This window comes from Salibaculum halophilum, from assembly GCF_002094885.1.
GTDB lineage: Bacteria > Pseudomonadota > Alphaproteobacteria > Rhodobacterales > Rhodobacteraceae > Salibaculum > Salibaculum halophilum.
Map to the genome: position 1 here is coordinate 1 of NZ_MSIT01000018.1, position 14,962 is coordinate 14,962.

The 14,962-nt window shown below is 64.2% G+C and carries 16 protein-coding genes and 1 pseudogene; 15 read left to right on the top strand and 2 right to left on the bottom strand.

All coding sequences use genetic code 11. The annotated features are described in order from the left end of the window. Both BU124_RS15045 and BU124_RS11390 read right to left on the bottom strand, forming a co-directional pair. Positions 1-237 (bottom strand): transposase (locus BU124_RS15045; protein WP_143529964.1); only part of this gene is annotated, 237 nt, incomplete at its 3' end. Positions 238-490: 253 nt separating this feature from the next. Next, a complete protein-coding gene (locus BU124_RS11390) occupies positions 491-1,384 on the bottom strand; it encodes an OmpA family protein (RefSeq protein WP_084863709.1) in 894 nt (297 codons plus the stop codon). A gap of 317 nt (positions 1,385-1,701) precedes the next feature. On the opposite strand from BU124_RS11390, the gene BU124_RS15050 reads away from it, so the two are divergent. The 15 genes and pseudogenes from BU124_RS15050 to BU124_RS14600 all read left to right on the top strand — a co-directional run bounded on the left by BU124_RS15050 (position 1,702) and on the right by BU124_RS14600 (position 14,949). Continuing rightward, positions 1,702-2,493, top strand: coding sequence for a cache domain-containing protein (locus BU124_RS15050; RefSeq protein WP_245831679.1), 792 nt, complete (start codon positions 1,702-1,704; stop codon positions 2,491-2,493). Continuing rightward, positions 2,494-3,438, top strand: coding sequence for a sensor histidine kinase (locus BU124_RS15055; protein WP_245831680.1), 945 nt, complete (start codon positions 2,494-2,496; stop codon positions 3,436-3,438). It abuts the gene before it with no gap. Beyond that, positions 3,435-4,646: a sigma-54-dependent transcriptional regulator gene (locus BU124_RS11400; protein ID WP_342743742.1), complete on the top strand. Its 1,212-nt coding sequence runs from the start codon at positions 3,435-3,437 to the stop codon at positions 4,644-4,646. Before BU124_RS15055 ends, BU124_RS11400 begins: the two co-directional genes overlap by 4 nt. A gap of 3 nt (positions 4,647-4,649) precedes the next feature. After that, entirely contained in the window at positions 4,650-4,775 is a 126-nt protein-coding gene (locus tag BU124_RS15170; protein WP_342743744.1) for a helix-turn-helix domain-containing protein, read from the top strand. A 136-nt stretch (positions 4,776-4,911) separates the two neighbouring features. Continuing rightward, positions 4,912-5,930, top strand: a pseudogene (locus tag BU124_RS11405) (type 2 periplasmic-binding domain-containing protein). 70 nt (positions 5,931-6,000) lie between these two features. Further along, positions 6,001-6,633: a TRAP transporter small permease subunit gene (locus BU124_RS11410; protein WP_084863710.1), complete on the top strand. Its 633-nt coding sequence runs from the start codon at positions 6,001-6,003 to the stop codon at positions 6,631-6,633. A gap of 12 nt (positions 6,634-6,645) precedes the next feature. Next, positions 6,646-8,046, top strand: a complete 1,401-nt coding sequence (locus BU124_RS11415) for a TRAP transporter large permease (protein ID WP_084863711.1) — start codon at positions 6,646-6,648, stop codon at positions 8,044-8,046. Positions 8,047-9,363: 1,317 nt separating this feature from the next. Next, on the top strand, positions 9,364-10,617 hold the full coding sequence (locus tag BU124_RS11420) for a tyrosine-type recombinase/integrase (protein ID WP_084863712.1): 1,254 nt from the start codon (positions 9,364-9,366) through the stop codon (positions 10,615-10,617). After that, positions 10,614-11,360: a hypothetical protein gene (locus BU124_RS14595; RefSeq protein ID WP_143529965.1), complete on the top strand. Its 747-nt coding sequence runs from the start codon at positions 10,614-10,616 to the stop codon at positions 11,358-11,360. Before BU124_RS11420 ends, BU124_RS14595 begins: the two co-directional genes overlap by 4 nt. A 100-nt stretch (positions 11,361-11,460) precedes the next feature. Further along, a complete protein-coding gene (locus tag BU124_RS11425; RefSeq protein WP_084863713.1) occupies positions 11,461-11,673 on the top strand; it encodes a helix-turn-helix transcriptional regulator in 213 nt (70 codons plus the stop codon). Continuing rightward, on the top strand, positions 11,670-11,951 hold the full coding sequence (locus BU124_RS11430; RefSeq protein ID WP_084863714.1) for a hypothetical protein: 282 nt from the start codon (positions 11,670-11,672) through the stop codon (positions 11,949-11,951). Before BU124_RS11425 ends, BU124_RS11430 begins: the two co-directional genes overlap by 4 nt. 110 nt (positions 11,952-12,061) lie before the next feature. Further along, positions 12,062-12,271 carry a hypothetical protein gene (locus tag BU124_RS11435; protein ID WP_084863715.1) on the top strand — a complete coding sequence of 70 codons (210 nt, stop codon included), beginning with the start codon at positions 12,062-12,064 and terminating at the stop codon, positions 12,269-12,271. Next, complete coding sequence (locus BU124_RS11440; RefSeq protein WP_084863716.1) at positions 12,268-13,164, top strand: DUF7146 domain-containing protein; 897 nt, start codon at positions 12,268-12,270, stop codon at positions 13,162-13,164. The genes BU124_RS11435 and BU124_RS11440 overlap by 4 nt, the downstream gene beginning before the upstream one ends. Continuing rightward, on the top strand, positions 13,151-14,626 hold the full coding sequence (locus BU124_RS11445) for a YfjI family protein (RefSeq protein ID WP_084863717.1): 1,476 nt from the start codon (positions 13,151-13,153) through the stop codon (positions 14,624-14,626). The genes BU124_RS11440 and BU124_RS11445 overlap by 14 nt, the downstream gene beginning before the upstream one ends. Beyond that, positions 14,623-14,949, top strand: coding sequence for a hypothetical protein (locus BU124_RS14600; RefSeq protein WP_143529966.1), 327 nt, complete (start codon positions 14,623-14,625; stop codon positions 14,947-14,949). Before BU124_RS11445 ends, BU124_RS14600 begins: the two co-directional genes overlap by 4 nt. Positions 14,950-14,962 lie beyond the last annotated feature (13 nt).

Genomic DNA, 14,962 nt, shown 5'->3' on the forward strand with positions numbered 1-14,962 from the left:
CCCCGCGATCTTGGCGTGGAGCTCCTTCACCTGCTCCTCGTCGATCTCGGGTCTCTTGCGGCCTCCGCGCTCGAACACGCCGGACGCGCCTTCGAGCAGGGCTCGCTTCCATTGATGGATCATCGTCGGATGCACTCCGAACCGGCTTGCCAGCTCGGCGGCCGTCTCCTCGCCTTTCAGGGCTTCCAGCGCGACCTTGGCCTTGAACTCAGGCGCATGCTGCTTGCGTTTCGACATCTCTGATCTCCTTCTTGTCGAAGATCAGCAGACTGCAAATCGTAGCTTATGTCAGTGTCCGAATTTCGGGGGGTAGCTGAGAGGCCATTGAAATCTAAGAACTAGGGCCGTCTTCAGGGACGGCCCATTTCGGTCATTGGGAGGCTAAGTGACTCCTGCGAGGAAGTATCCGCATTGCGGACGTTAGCCTCTACGTTCCAAGATTCTTAATGGTCGCCCTCAAGCGCCGTCGAAACGACATGACAACGCCGTATCAGCGCCCAATGATTTCCACGCGGCGGTTCTGTTCGCGACCTTCTTCTGTCTCGTTGCTGGCCAGCGGATTGGATTCGCCCCGACCTTCGGACGAAATCGACACGTTGGTTAAGATCTCCATGCTGGCGAAATAGTCCCGCACAGCCGCGGCACGCTCCTGCGACAGTGTTAGATTGTAGGCATCGCTGCCGGTGGCATCGGTATGGCCGACAACGCGGAAGGCATAGAGATTGGCGTCGGCGATCTGCGCGGCCAAGTCGTCGAGCGCGGCCTTGGCATCAGGCATGAGGTCGCTGCTGTCATGGGCAAAGAGCACAGCCCCATCCAGCGTGAAACGCAAGGCGGAACCGATAGCCGCGACGGCATCGACGTCCGCCCCGGCAAAGGAAGTTCCGCAGTCCTCCCCGTCATCGGCAAGACGCACAAAGCGGAAATCAGCCCCGTCTTGCACGGCATCTGCGATGTCTACTTCGGCACGCCCGCCGGTAATCGCGCCGATGTCTGTCCAATCCATGCCATCGGTAGAAATGGCGAGCGACATACCCTCGACTTTCGGCCCGACCTCAAACACGTATAGGTCCGGCCCCTCCAGATCGACCAGCGCGTTGTCGGCAAACTGCAAGATCACATTCCCGTCGCAACCGAGTGATAAGAAGCTGCCGTCATTCACATCCCCGGAATAATTCGGTGCGCCCAGCGTGGCGGCGGGGTCTGCAGCCGAAGTCTTGATCGATCCGCTGCCGACAGTGCGTGAAACCACCGCATCGGCAAAGGACCGATCGCCCTGAGGAAGAACGACAGTCCCACGGGAGGCGTCGCTATACTCGGTCTGCTGTGCGGCGGCTGGGGCGGCGGCGAGGCCGAATGCGAGAGCACGAATGATTTGGGGCATGGAAAGTCTCCTTATGCAGGGAGGGAAAACGACGATTGAGTAATGGGTCAAGCACGCGTTTGGCAGGACGAAAGACGGTGGTGGACGACAAGCGGTGCGTGGCGACCGATGTGCGATGCGAGGTTTCCAGCGAGTTGGCTCCAACTGGGACAGTTTATACCGACCCAGAGCTGCCGTTCGTGGACAGCGCGGCGCATGACAGCTCGGAGCTCTTAGCGGACCTCACGAGCCGGACAAGGAGCCAGCGATGGCAAACAAGTCGAAGCATAAGCGCTTTGACTTGCGCGGACCCTCAAAAATACCAATACCTTTGCCCCATGCGCTTTAATACCACCGCTGCCCTCGCCGCCTTTACCACGCTGTGCGTGGCAATCGGCGTGTTCTGGCTCTCTCTCAGCTTTTTCCAATCCGAGGAAGAGGCCAAGGCGCGCGGTCGGCTTTCGCTCTATCACAGCACCGTGCGGTCGGAACTGGAGCGCTTTTCGCACCTGACCTACGTGCTCGCGCGCGACACCCACGTGATAGAAACCGCCACTGGCGGTGCGACTGCGCGGCTCGACCGCAGGCTGGCGGCCTTCGCGGCGCAATCAGGGCTTGAAGCGATCTATCTTATGCGGCCTGACGGAACGACGATCGCGGCCTCGAATGCAGGGCGGCCCGACAGTTTCGTGGGGCAGGACTACTCCTTTCGCCCATATTTCCAGGTGGCGCGGGGCGGCGAGCAAGGGCGCTTCTACGGCATCGGCGCGACCACGGGCCTGCCCGGCTATTTCATCGCCGACGCGGTGCGCGACGCCGAGGGCGGGCTGGCCGGGGTGATCGCCATCAAGCTCGATCTTACCGATCTTGAAGAGGCGTGGCGCGCCGCCGGGGAACAGGTTTTCCTGGCCAATCACGACGGCATCGTTCTGCTCTCGTCGGATCCGGCCTGGCGCTATCGCAGCCTCCGAGACCTGACCCCGGATCAACGCGCGCGAGTTGCCCAAGACCGGCAGTTTCCGGGGCAGGACCTCGCGCCTCTGGACTGGCAGCCCCGGGGCGAGGCGCGCGCCGTGATCGGAAGGTCCGAGCGAATTCACCTGTCGGCCTCGGTGGCGCCGCACGACTAGGTGCTGCACTATTTTGCCGATGACAGCGCGGCGGTCACACGCAGCTGGTTGCTGACAGGGCTGGTGATGCTGCTCACCGGGGCCGGTTTCCTCGTCTCGCAGGTGCGCCGGACGCGGCGTATCGGGGCCGCCCTGCGCCGATCCGAAGCGGAGGAGGCGCAGTTGCGCGAGGCCAATGAGCGGCTGGCGGTGGAGATCGAGGAACGCCGCACCGCCGAGCGCCAACTGAAGCGGACGCAGGACGAGTTGGAGCGCGCCAGCCGTCTGGCGGCCCTCGGCCAGTTGGCGGCATCGGTCACGCACGAACTGGGCCAGCCGATTGCGGCGATGCGCAATCACCTGACGGCGGCCGAGATCGGCGACCAACCGTCCTCACGCTTCATCCCGCGTATCTCCGGGATCGTGGACCGGATGGAGGGGATCACGCGGCAATTGAAGTTCTTTGCACGCAATGATCCCGAGGAGTTCGGGCCTGTCGACCTGGGGGCCGTCGTGCAGGCGGCGCTGTCTCTCGTCGAGCCGAATATCTCGAAGGCGGGCGCGGCGACATTGGTTGAAAAGCCGGATCAGCCTGTCCTCGTGCGCGGCAACAAGCTACGGCTGGAACAGGTTCTGACCAACGTGCTGCGCAATGCCGTCGATGCTTTGGAGGATTGCGCCGCGCGGCGGATCGGGATCACGCTTGGGCAGGATGACAGCATGGGCTGGGTCGAAGTGCGCGATACCGGGCACGGCCTGGGCCAGGCCACCCTGGACGACTTGCAGGGGCCTTTCGTCACCACCCGCGAGAGCGGGCGCGGCATGGGGCTGGGCCTTGCGATCTCGGCGAACATCGTCAAGGCGCATCATGGTCGGTTGAGCGCCGATACCCTTGTCGGTGGTGGCGCGATGTTCCGCGTCGAGATCCCGACAGAGGGCACGGAAAACACCTTGAGCGCGGCATGAGCAGCCCCGGGGCCTTCCGCATCCTGATCGTCGAGGATGACCGCGCGATGCGCCTGTCTCTGGTGGACCTGCTGGAGGCGTCGGGCTGGCTGGTCGATGCGCTGCCGCGCATCGCGCGTCTTGACGAGCGGCTTGAGGCGTTTCAGCCGGACGTGATCCTGTCCGACGTGCGCATGCCGGGCATGTCGGGGCTGGATTTGCTGGCAAGTCTCGACCCCGACTTGTCGCCGCCGCTTGTGCTGATCTCGGCGCATGGCGATATCGCCATGGCGGTGGATGCGATGCAGCGCGGCGCCTACAGCTTTGTCGAGAAGCCCTACGAGCCGCGCCGGCTCTTGAACATCCTGCGCCATGCCGCCGACCAGCACAAAATGCGGCGCACGACCGAGCGGCTGAAAACGCGCCTGATGCAGCTTTCGGGGTTGGACCGGGTTCTGTTGGGGCAGACGCCCGAAACCGCGTCCTTGCGCGAAGAGGTGCTGGACCTGTCCCAGAGCAGCGCCGCGGTGATGGTGCAGGGGGAAACCGGCACCGGAAAGGAGCTGGTGGCACGGGCGCTGCATGACCTGGGCGGCGACGCTGCAGGGCCGTTTCTGGCGCTCAATTGTGCCGCGCTCTCCGCCGAGGGGTTCGAGACCGAGATGTTCGGGGCCGAGGGCGAGGCCAAGGGGCGCTTGCAGGGCGCGGATGGCGGCACGCTGTTCCTTGATGAAATCTGTTCCTGCCCGATACCTGTTCAGGCCAAGCTACTGCGTGTCATCGAGGACAAGCAGGTCCTGCCGCGCGGGGCGGCGGCCCCGGTGCCGCTGTCGTTCCGGGTGATTTCGGCGACCAACGAGGACCCCGACCAGGCGGTGCGGGAGGGGCGGCTGCGGGCCGATCTGCTCTACCGGCTGAATACCACGGTTCTCGCCTTGCCGACACTTCGGCAGCGGCGCGATGACGTGATGCTGTTGACGGCGCGGTTCCTTGACGAGTTTGCACGCCTCTACGAGACCCGCGTGCCGGATCTGACCCCCGAGGACAGCGCGGCACTCCTTGCGCACGACTGGCCGGGCAACGTGCGCCAGTTGCGCAGCGTCTGCGAACGCCGGGTGCTCAGCGCACGGCGCGACGCCGGGTCGATGGCGCAGGCGTTGCGCCGCGATGCGCTGGCCGATGATGTGCCAGACACGCTGCGGGCCGCCGTGGCCGCGTTCGAGCGCTAGCTGATCGCCAAGGCGATCGCCGCGCATGACGGGCGGATGGAAGCGGTGGCCGAGGCGCTTGGTATCGGACGGCGCACGCTCAACGAGAAGATCGTCAAGCTGGGGCTGGACAAGGACGCGCTGCTTTAGGGCCAGGTCATTGGCCCCCTTGCGGATATCCGCAGGGCGGCTGTTGCGACGCGCGCGGTTTTCTTCATATCAACCCGGGCGGGGTATGACCCAAGATCGCCGATATCCTGACGCATGACATCTGGGAGGAGAAACCATGCCGAAAGTCCTGAGTTATACCACCGTGGCCGCGATCAGCTTTGCCTTCGTCGGCGAGGCGATGGCGACCGAATGGAACGTCTCGCTCTGGGGCAAGCGCCGCGCTTTCACCGAGCACGTCGAAAAACTGGCCGAGTTGGTGAGTGAAAAGACCGACGGCGAATTCACCCTCAACATCAGCTACGGGGGCCTGTCGAACAACCGCGAGAACCTCGACGGGATCTCCATCGGGGCTTTCGAGATGGCGCAGTTCTGCGCGGGCTATCACCGCGACAAGAACCCGACGATCACGGTTCTGGAGCTGCCGTTCCTGGGCGTCGAGACGCTGGCGCAGGAGCGCGAACTGTCGATGGCGCTTTATGACCATCCGGCGGTGCAGGAAGACCTCGGGCGCTGGAACGCGACGCTGATGATGCCGTCGCCGCTGCCCCAGTACAACCTTGTCGGTCTGGGCGAAGCGCCCGGCAGCCTTGATGATTTCGCCGGGCTGAGCGTGCGCGCAACCGGCGGGATCGGCGCTGCGATGGAAGCCGTTGACGCGGTCCCGACCTCGATGTCGGCCACCGAGGTGCGCCAGGCGATGGACAGCGGCGTGGTCAAGGCCGTTGCCTTTGCCCCGCATGCGCACATGGCCTTCGGCACCATCGAGAACGGCGAGTGGTGGACCTCGAACCTCAACCCCGGCACGGTCAATTGCCCGTTGTCGTCAATACCGACGCCCTTGAAAGCCTTTCCGACGAGCATCGCGCGGCGCTGATGGGCTCGATCGACGAGGCGCTCGATCACTACATCAACCATTACGAAAACAACACGATGGAGGCCTGGGGCCCGGCGCTCGAGGAGCGCGAGATCGAGGTGATCAGCTTTGACGAGCAGGCTCTGGCGAATTTCGAGGAGTCGGTCGCCGGCCCGGCTGCCGAGGCCTGGATCGAGGACATGGGCAATCGTGGCCTGCCCGCGCAGGATCTCTATGACTTTGCCACCGACACGCTGGCAGAGATCAAGGGCGGCTCTTGAGCCGACGCGTCGCGGCCCGTGGCGCATGCGTCACGGGCCGTGGTTCAACGACCCGAGGAGGAAGTGAGCCATGGCCGGAGCAGCCTCTGTCCTGTCCGATGACAGCCGGCTGAGCAGGATTGATCGCGGCCTATACCGGATCGAGCGCCAGCTTGCACTCCTGAGCGGGCTGGCGGTGTTCTCCTTGATGGTGCTGGCGGTGTTTTCGGTCGGCGGGCGCAATTTCCTCAATCAGCCTTTGCCCGGCTATGTAGACTGGATCGAGCAGATCATGCCGCTCATCGCCTTCATGGGCGTGGCGTACACGCAGCGCGATGGCGGGCATATCCGGATGGACATTTTTGTGGGGATCTTCCGCGGACGCGCGCTCTGGCTGATCGAATTGATCACGACGGTGCTGGTGCTGGCGCTGATGCTGTTGCTGGTCTGGGGCACATGGGCGCACTTCGCGCGCAGTTTCGACTGGACCGCGCCGATGTGGAGCCGCGACAGCACCATGGACATCGCTCTGCCGATCTGGCCGGCGAAGATCCTCGCGCCGATTGCCTTCGCCGTGCTGTCGCTGCGGCTGATGCTGCAGGTCTGGGCCTTCGGGCGGGCACTGATCACCGGCGCCGAGCGCCCGGTCGCGGTGCCGCTGATCGAGGATACGGCGACGCAGGCCGCACGCGAGGCCGCGCAGCTGAGCGGCCGCGATGAATAAGGATTTCACCTGATGGAGCCGATAGATATCGGGCTTGTCGTCACCGGACTGCTGCTGGTCGTCGTCATTCTGGGCATGCGCGTCGCCTTTGCCGCAGCCCTCGCGGGGATGCTCGGGCTGATCTGGATATTCTGGTCCAAGAAGGGCTATGCGGGTGACGAGTTCGCCTGGGCGCTGACCGTGGCCGTCAAGACCGCCGGTCAGGTGCCGCATTCCAAGATCAGTTCGCAGGCGCTCAGCCTCATCCCCACCTTCATCATGATCGGCTATCTGGCCTATTACGCGGGGCTGACCAAGGCGCTTTTCGAGGCGGCGAAACGCTGGATCGCATGGGTGCCGGGCGGGCTTGCCGTCTCGACGGTCTTCGCCACGGCCGGCTTTGCCGCCGTGTCGGGGGCGAGCGTGGCGACGGCGGCCGTCTTCGCGCGGATCGCCATCCCCGAGATGCTCAGGATCGGCTATGACAAGCGCTTCGCCGCCGGTGTCGTGGCGGCGGGCGGCACGCTGGCCTCGCTCATTCCGCCTTCGGCCATTCTGGTGATCTACGCGATCATCGTCGAGCAGGACGTGGGAAAGCTCTTGCTGGCGGGGTTCGTCCCCGGTGTCTTTTCGGCCTTTGTCTACGGGGCGCTCATCATCGGGCTCGCTCTAACGATCAAGGGCTTCGGCCCGCCGGTCAGCGGCTTTAGCTGGCGCGAACGCCTGGTTTCCCTGCCGCCCGCGCTGCCCATCGTGTTCGTCGTCGTGACGATCATCTTCTTCGTCTACAACCCGTTCGGGGGCGATGCATGGGGCACACCGACCGAGGGCGGCGCCATCGGGGCCTTCGTGGTGTTCCTGATGGCGCTCTATCGCGGCATGCGCTGGCCTGAGCTGCGGGATGCCCTGCTTGAGACGGCGAAGCTTTCGGTGATGATCTTCACGATCATCTGGGGCGTGCTGATCTACGTGCGGTTCCTCGGCTTTGCCGATCTGCCCACGGCCTTTGCCGATTGGATCACCTCGCTTACAGTGTCGCCGATGCTGATCCTGATCTGCATCCTGCTGGCCTATGCTGTGCTGGGCATGTTCATGGATGCAATCGGCATGCTGCTTTTGACGCTGCCGGTGGTCTATCCGGCGGTGATGGCGCTCAATGGTGGGGCGATGGTCTCGGCCGCCGACAGCACCTTCGGCATGTCGGGGCCGATGTGCGCGGTCTGGTTCGGGATCCTCGTGGTGAAAATGGCCGAGTTTTGTCTCATCACGCCGCCCATCGGCCTGAACTGTTTCGTGGTGGCCGGCGTACGCGCGGACCTAAGCGTGCAGGACGTGTTCCGCGGCGTGATGCCGTTCTTCATCGCCGATGCCGTGACCATCGGTTTGCTCGTGGCCTTTCCCGCGATCGTCCTGTGGCTGCCGAGCCTGGCCTAGGAATGTCCAAAGCCCCGGACCGATCAAGGTGCTGCGAGCTGGAATGACCGCATGTTCGCCTCGGTAAGAGACAAGTTATGGCACTTGCGTGGATTGTAGGCGCTGCCTGGAATGACTGGCCCGACATACTTGTTGGCGGGTATCTGGCCCAGAAGCTCCGGCAACATCGGCACACCGACGACACTGCTCCCGAAGATGGATCGTTTCTGTGGATAGCTGACGCTCGTGGCGAAGGCAGCGAAGGTCCGCTTCCCGCCCCTCGTGTCGACGCACCGCGTCATTTACCGCCAGGCATGAATGTGTTGCGGGGGCGCTGGCTCCGAGCTTTCGCCACGCCCATCTGCAAAGACATCGAAGGACCGCAAGCTGCAGACGCAATCCGCTGTTAGGCTTCTTTTTTTAGTTTCGCTCAGCGGCATGGCGGAAGGCGGCGGCCCCGTGAAAGGATAAAGGCCCAAGAGGGACCCGCCCGCTTTTCACCCCAGCGCCTCGCACCTTCACGGCAGCACGCACCGCACGCCGCATCAACCCCGACATCGCCCGCACCGCCGTGCCAAGGGCCGCACCGCGTTTCGATATAGCAGCCGCATTCCCCAGCCTCACCCGCCGCCCCCAGCGGCGCGCCGCCCCGCATTTCCATATCGTTTCCGCTGGACGCGCTGAGCGGGGCGAGGAATGCGGCTGCGGTGTCTGGCAGCCCGGCGCCCAGCCGATCGCCCCTGCGGCCCTCTTGCGCCCGCTCCTACCCTCCTGCGGGCTGCCCTGCCCACCCTGGCACCGGGGCGTGCGGTCGAGGGTCCTTTCCTTGATTCCTGATCTTGCACGGGGCCGCCGCGCCGCGCGATATTTCAAATTCGGAATGTGTAAATCGGCTTGGATTGCTGACCAGATGCCGCACCTGCAACCGCTCGCCACCGGCCCGCACTCAGCCCACCGCAACCCCGGTTGAGGCCCTCGCCCAGCGCCTGAGTCTCAAACCGCCGCATTGAGACCAATGCAAAGTGTCCTCCATGAGGCCCCCAGCGCCACCAATCCGCCCACAGCGCCATCTGCATCGCACCTTCACGCCCCACGCAAACTGCCGTTTTCGTTGGCTGAATTTTTGGTGCCCCCAGAGAGACTCGAACTCCCGACCCACTGATTACAAATCAAATTCTGGCGTCAAACGCAGCCTAGCAATGCAAAACTATCTACACAGAAAAACCTGATACATCCCAAGACTTTCCTTGCAATGTTATGCCTTGTTGCTAACTTGGGGTAACGGTGGAAATCACCGAAATCCGTTACCCTAGTGTTACCCCAAAGGACAAACTGATTATGGCAAGGGCACTCACGACCAAGGCGGTTGAAGCCGTCAAACCCGACACCAGCCGCTGCGAAATCCCCGACCCCGCGCTTGCCGGGCTGTATCTCGTGGTGCAGCCGAGCGGGGCCAAATCCTGGGCGTTGCGATACCGCTACGCTGGCAAGCCGAAGAAGCTGACATTGGGCAAGTGGCCGATCATGGGGGTTGCTGCCGCGCGCACCGCCGCGACCGAGGCGATCGAGGCGGTGGAACATGGCAACGACCCCGGCGCGGCCAAGAAGAAGGCCAAGGCCGAGCGGATCGAGGCGCAGCAATCGGAGCGCGACAAGGTCAAGACGCTGGTGGACCAATACTCCCAGCGGCACCTGTCCGGGTTGCGATCCGGCGGCGAGGTAAAGCGGCGCTTGGAAGCCGAGTTTCTGCCCGCTTACGGCGATCACGACATTCACGAAATCACCAAGCGAGACATTCGCGATCTACTGGACGCGATTGCGGACTCGGGCAGGATCACCACGGCAAACCGGATGCGCCTCTATCTGTCCGGTTTCTTCAACTGGTGCCTTGACCGCGACGTGATCGAGGTATCCCCGGCGCAGGGCGTGAAGCCGGTGGCCAAGGAAAAGAGCCGCGACCGCGTTCTGAGCGACGACGAAATCCGCTGGTTCTGGCGCGCCTGCGATGATCTGGGCTTTCCTTGGGGGCCTTTCGGGCAAACCCTTCTGCTGACCGGCCAGCGGCTTGGCGAGGTTGCCGGGATGACCGACGCGGAAATCAGCGGCGACACATGGAACATGCCACCAGAGCGGACGAAAAACGGGCGCGCCCATGCCGTGCCATTGTCAGAGGCCGCGCGCCGCGTTCTGGCGGGCGTGGAGCGCGTCGAGAGCCGCGCCGGGTATATATACACCACGACAGGACAAAGCCCTGTCAGCGGCTATCACAAGGGCCGAAATCACATTGCCGAACGCATGGCCGAGATTGCCAGCAAGGAAACGGGCGAGCCGGTGGAAATCCCGCACTGGACCTTCCACGACCTGCGCCGGACCTGCGCAACGGGCATGGCGCGGCTTGGCATCCCGGTGCGCGTCACCGAGGCGGTGCTGAATCACGTCTCAGGCACCGGCGGCGGGATCGTGGCCGTGTATCAGAGGCACGACTATGCCGACGAAAAGCGGGCCGCGCTGGACGCTTGGGCGCGGCTGGTGGCCGATCTGGTGGAAGGCCGGGCAGATAACGTGGTGCAGATCGAGGGGGTGGCGGGATGAAGCGCGAGCGCTGGATCATTGCCTCGGATGCGCTTGGGACGGTCGGGAGAGACGTTTGGCACCCTGAGACCCCGGAAGAAACTGCTGAGGCTTGGGCTCGAACCTTGAATGCGAAGCCGAAAGGGTGGGGCATATTGGATGAGCTCTCCGAGATCCGATCCCTTGTCGATGCCGGCCTTCAGGGCATGGGCTGGCCAGCGTCTTGTGTGCGCCTGGCCGTATCCAAAGACAAAGCCGACTGGGGCGCCTTTGGTCAGGGCTGGCGCGTTATCGAGGGGCGCGAGGAAGTGGGGGACGGCGAAATGTTCCGCTGGTCTTTCATATGGATCGAAGATGCCGCACCTGCGCTGAGCGAGGCCTATTTCCTTGGAAAGATGGCTTTCTCGCTTCAGGCGATAGAGGACCATCTAGAAAAGGATGATCTGCTGACGGTGTTTCATCACTCAATGCGCCTTGGGCTATATCAGTCCGAAATTGACGTGCGGCGGATTGCGCTCAGCTATGCTGAAATGGGGCATAAATATTCAGTCAAATCTAACGAGGGCGCTGAAAAGCGGCGTGGTGATTTCGCGCCGCATACAAAATCTGTTCTTTCCGAAATGGCGCGTTTGAGAGCAGAAGGATATTCCATTTCTGATGCATCGGCCTTCACTGCCAAGAGAGGGTTTGGTAAGAGCAAGGAGGCGAACCGGGCGCTATGGTATCGGCATTGCAAAAAGTTGCGACACACCCCTGATCGGTAACAGAACATAATTGCCAACGTTAGGCCAAGTCGTAACCGCCTTGGCCGCGAACACCCCGACAGAGGGAAGGCCAAGGCACAATCCAAAAGGAGCCTTGGCCATGAACAGCACCCACGACACCTGCAACCCGCACCGCCGGATACCGGCGGGCACGGTGCAGCAGATGTGCGGCGATATCTCTGCGATGACGCTGCACCGCTGGATCAACAACCCCGATCTGGACTTCCCCAAGCCGCAATATATCGGACGCCGCCGCTACTGGCGCGAGGTCGATGTCGTCGCATGGCTGGAAGCGCGCGAGGTGGCGGCATGACCAATGTCTTGAGGCACCAGCGCGAAGCCCACGAGGCGACCGACGACCGGCTGCTTGAACTTCGCGGCATTCTGGTCGCGGCGCAGCTTCTGACCGAAGAAAAGCGCGCGCACGTCACGGGAACGCCCGAGGCCGACGCCCTGCTTGTCATGCACAACCTGGCGCTTGCCAAGTTGGAAGAACTGGACCGCACGCGGACGGCGGAATGGGTTTCGCTTGGCGGTATCACCGAAACGATGACGGCCGAGGAAATCGCCGCCGCGCGTGGCGAAAAGTGAAAACCCGCACCGGGGCGAACGGCGCGGGCTTTCGAGATAGTCACAAAGCGGGACAGCTTTGGGGTATTCTAGCACCGCCGCTCGCCTCGGGCAAGTAGAGGAACGAGCATATGACTGAACTAGAAATCTATCCCGGATGGGACGATCAACACGCCTTCATCGTGATGCAATGGGACGGGCACCGGGACAGCGGGCATTGCCTGCGCGGCTTCAATGACCGGGCCGACGCTATCGCCTTCGCGGAGGGCGTAGCCTGGGCGACAGGCTGGCGACTGGTGACGGCAGAAATCCTGCCCTTCGACCGGAGGGCCAGCGCATGACCGACGCCGCAACGATCACGAAAGACCTTGGGGGCAAGTGGCTGCGCCGCTATGGCACCGCGCCCTGCCCATGTTGCCAGCCGGAGCGGCGCAAGGGGCAGAACGCCCTCACCCTGGCCGATGGCCGCGATGGCAAATTGCTCTTGAACTGCAAGAAAACCGGCTGCGACTTCGCGGATATTCTCGCGGCGGCGGGCATCCGATCCGGTGACTATCGCCCGCCCGATCCGGCGATCATCGCGCAGCGTGACCGCGAAGAACGCGCGCAGGCCGAGAAACGGGCACGACAGGCCGAGCGGTGCTGGCAAGAGTCATTGCCGATCGCTGATACCCTCGCGGAAACCTATCTGCGTGGGCGCGGAATCACCTGCGCCTTGCCTTCGACGCTGCGCTTTCATCCCGATTGCTGGCATGGACCGACTGCCAAGCGGCACCCGGCGCTGGTCGCAAGGATCGACGGGGCCGAGACTTTCGCGATCCACAGAACCTTCCTTCACCCGGACGGCACCGGCAAGGCCAGTCTCGACGGTGGCAACAAGTTGATGCTGGGCAGCACCGCAGGCGGCGCGGTGAGGCTCACAGAGGCGCAGGGGCCGCTTGTGGTGGCCGAGGGCATCGAGACCGGCCTGAGCCTCGCAAGCGGGCTGCTGGGCCACCCTGCGACGATCTGGGCCGCGCTTTCGACAAGCGGGATGCGCGGGCTGCGCCTGCCACCATCGCCGGGACGGTTGACCATCGCGACCGATGGCGACTCCGCCGGGGCCGATGCTGGCCGCGATCTGGCCGAGCGCGCGCATGGACTCGGCTGGCAGGTATCCATGTTGCCCGCGCCTCGGGGCCGCGACTGGAACGATATCCTAGCCGGAAAGGCGGTGGTGCATGACCTATGTTGAAGCAACGCCATTCACGCCCGAAGGCCCGACGCCCTTGATCCGCGACATGCCCGAGGCTGCGCCCTTTCCGGTAGCTGCGCTGGGGCCGCTGCGCGAACCGGCAGAGGCAATCGCCCGCGCGACCGAGGCACCCGTTGCCATGTGCGCGGCATCCGTCCTGGCATCGGCGGCACTGGCCGCGCAGGGGCATAGGGACGCGGAAACACTGAACGGCGCCGCGCCCGCAAGCCTGTTTCTGCTGACCGTGGCGGAGAGCGGCGAACGCAAGTCAACTGCCGACCGCCTCGCCATGCGGGGCGTGCGGGACTTCGAGGCCGATCTGCGCACCGACTACGATATCGCGCGCGACCTTTGGCGCGATGCGCACGAGGTATGGAAGGCCACCCGCGCGAAGATCGTGGGGGACAAGAAAGCCGACAGCGCCGCAAAGCGGGCCGATCTGCAAGACCTGGGGCCGGAGCCGCCCGCGCCGCTGAAACCGCATATCGTGGCCAGCGCGCCGACCATCGAGGGGATCACCAAGCACTTGCCCGAACTGCGCGCCAGCCTCGGGATCATGACAGAGGAAGGCGGCGCGCTGATCGGCGGGCACAGCATGAAGGCCGAGAACAAGTTGGCGACATGCGCCAGTTTCAGCGCCATGTGGGACGGATCACCGCTCGACAGGTGGCGCGCAGGCGATGGTGTGGAAAGCTACACCGGGCGGCGCTTTTCGGCACATATCCTTGTCCAGCCGGTCGCGGCGGAGGCGCTGCTGTCGGATCCGATGGCGAACGGGCAAGGGCTTCTCGCCCGCTTCCTGACGTGCCGCCCGGCCTCGCGGATCGGCACCCGATTGCGCATGGAAAAGGACGCCGCCGCAGAGGCCGAGATTGCCAGCTTTGCCGCCCGCATCCGGTCGCTTCTGTCTCGCGATCTGCCCTTGGCGGATGACAAGCGCAACGAACTCGCGCCGCCGGTCCTGCCCTTAGCCGGAGACGCGCGGGACGTGCTGACCGCCTTTGCGCGGGACGTGGAAAAGGCGCAGGGGCCGGGCGGACCTTTCGAGGATGCGCGCGCCTTCGCCAGCAAGACCGCAGAGCACGCGGCCCGCCTCGCGGCGGTGCTGACCATCTACGCGGACCCGGACGCGGCGCAGGTGACGGGCGAGATGATGGCCGGGGCAATCGAGGTTGCGACCTTCTACGCGAACGAGGCTGCGCGCCTCGCGGATGCTGCAATCGTGCCGCCCGAGGTGGCCGACGCGGAACGGATGCGCCTTTGGCTGCTGGGATCATGGGGCGAACCGCATATCTCGGCGGGCATCGCCGCGCAGCGTGGACCGTTCAAGGTGACAGATCGCGCACGCAAGGCGCTGCAACGCCTACAGGCGCACGGCTGGCTGATCGAGGACAACGGCGCGGAGGTGGCAGGCAAGCCGCGCAAAGAAGCGTGGCGGATCGTGCGGGAGGCAGAGTCATGACTGGCTTTGCCTTCGACGCCAAGGCGGCGCTTGAACGCGCGCAGAACCGGCAAACCCGTCCTAACCTTCCTAATCGTCCTAATCGGAGCGCGTCCGAAGGGGCAGGATTAGGAGGATTAGGAAGATTAGGAGCGGTGCGCGCTTCTGATCCTGAAGTGACACCCGACGATCCCGCCCGCGATCTGGACTTTCACGCAGCCCGCATCGCCGCGCTGGCAGACCCGGACGGGGTAGCGCGCACGCCCGAGGCGATTGCAGCCGTATGGGATCACGCCGAGGCGATGGCGGCGCTGAGGCAGGCCGGGGGCGCCTTCAAAGTTTGAGGCGACCAAACCG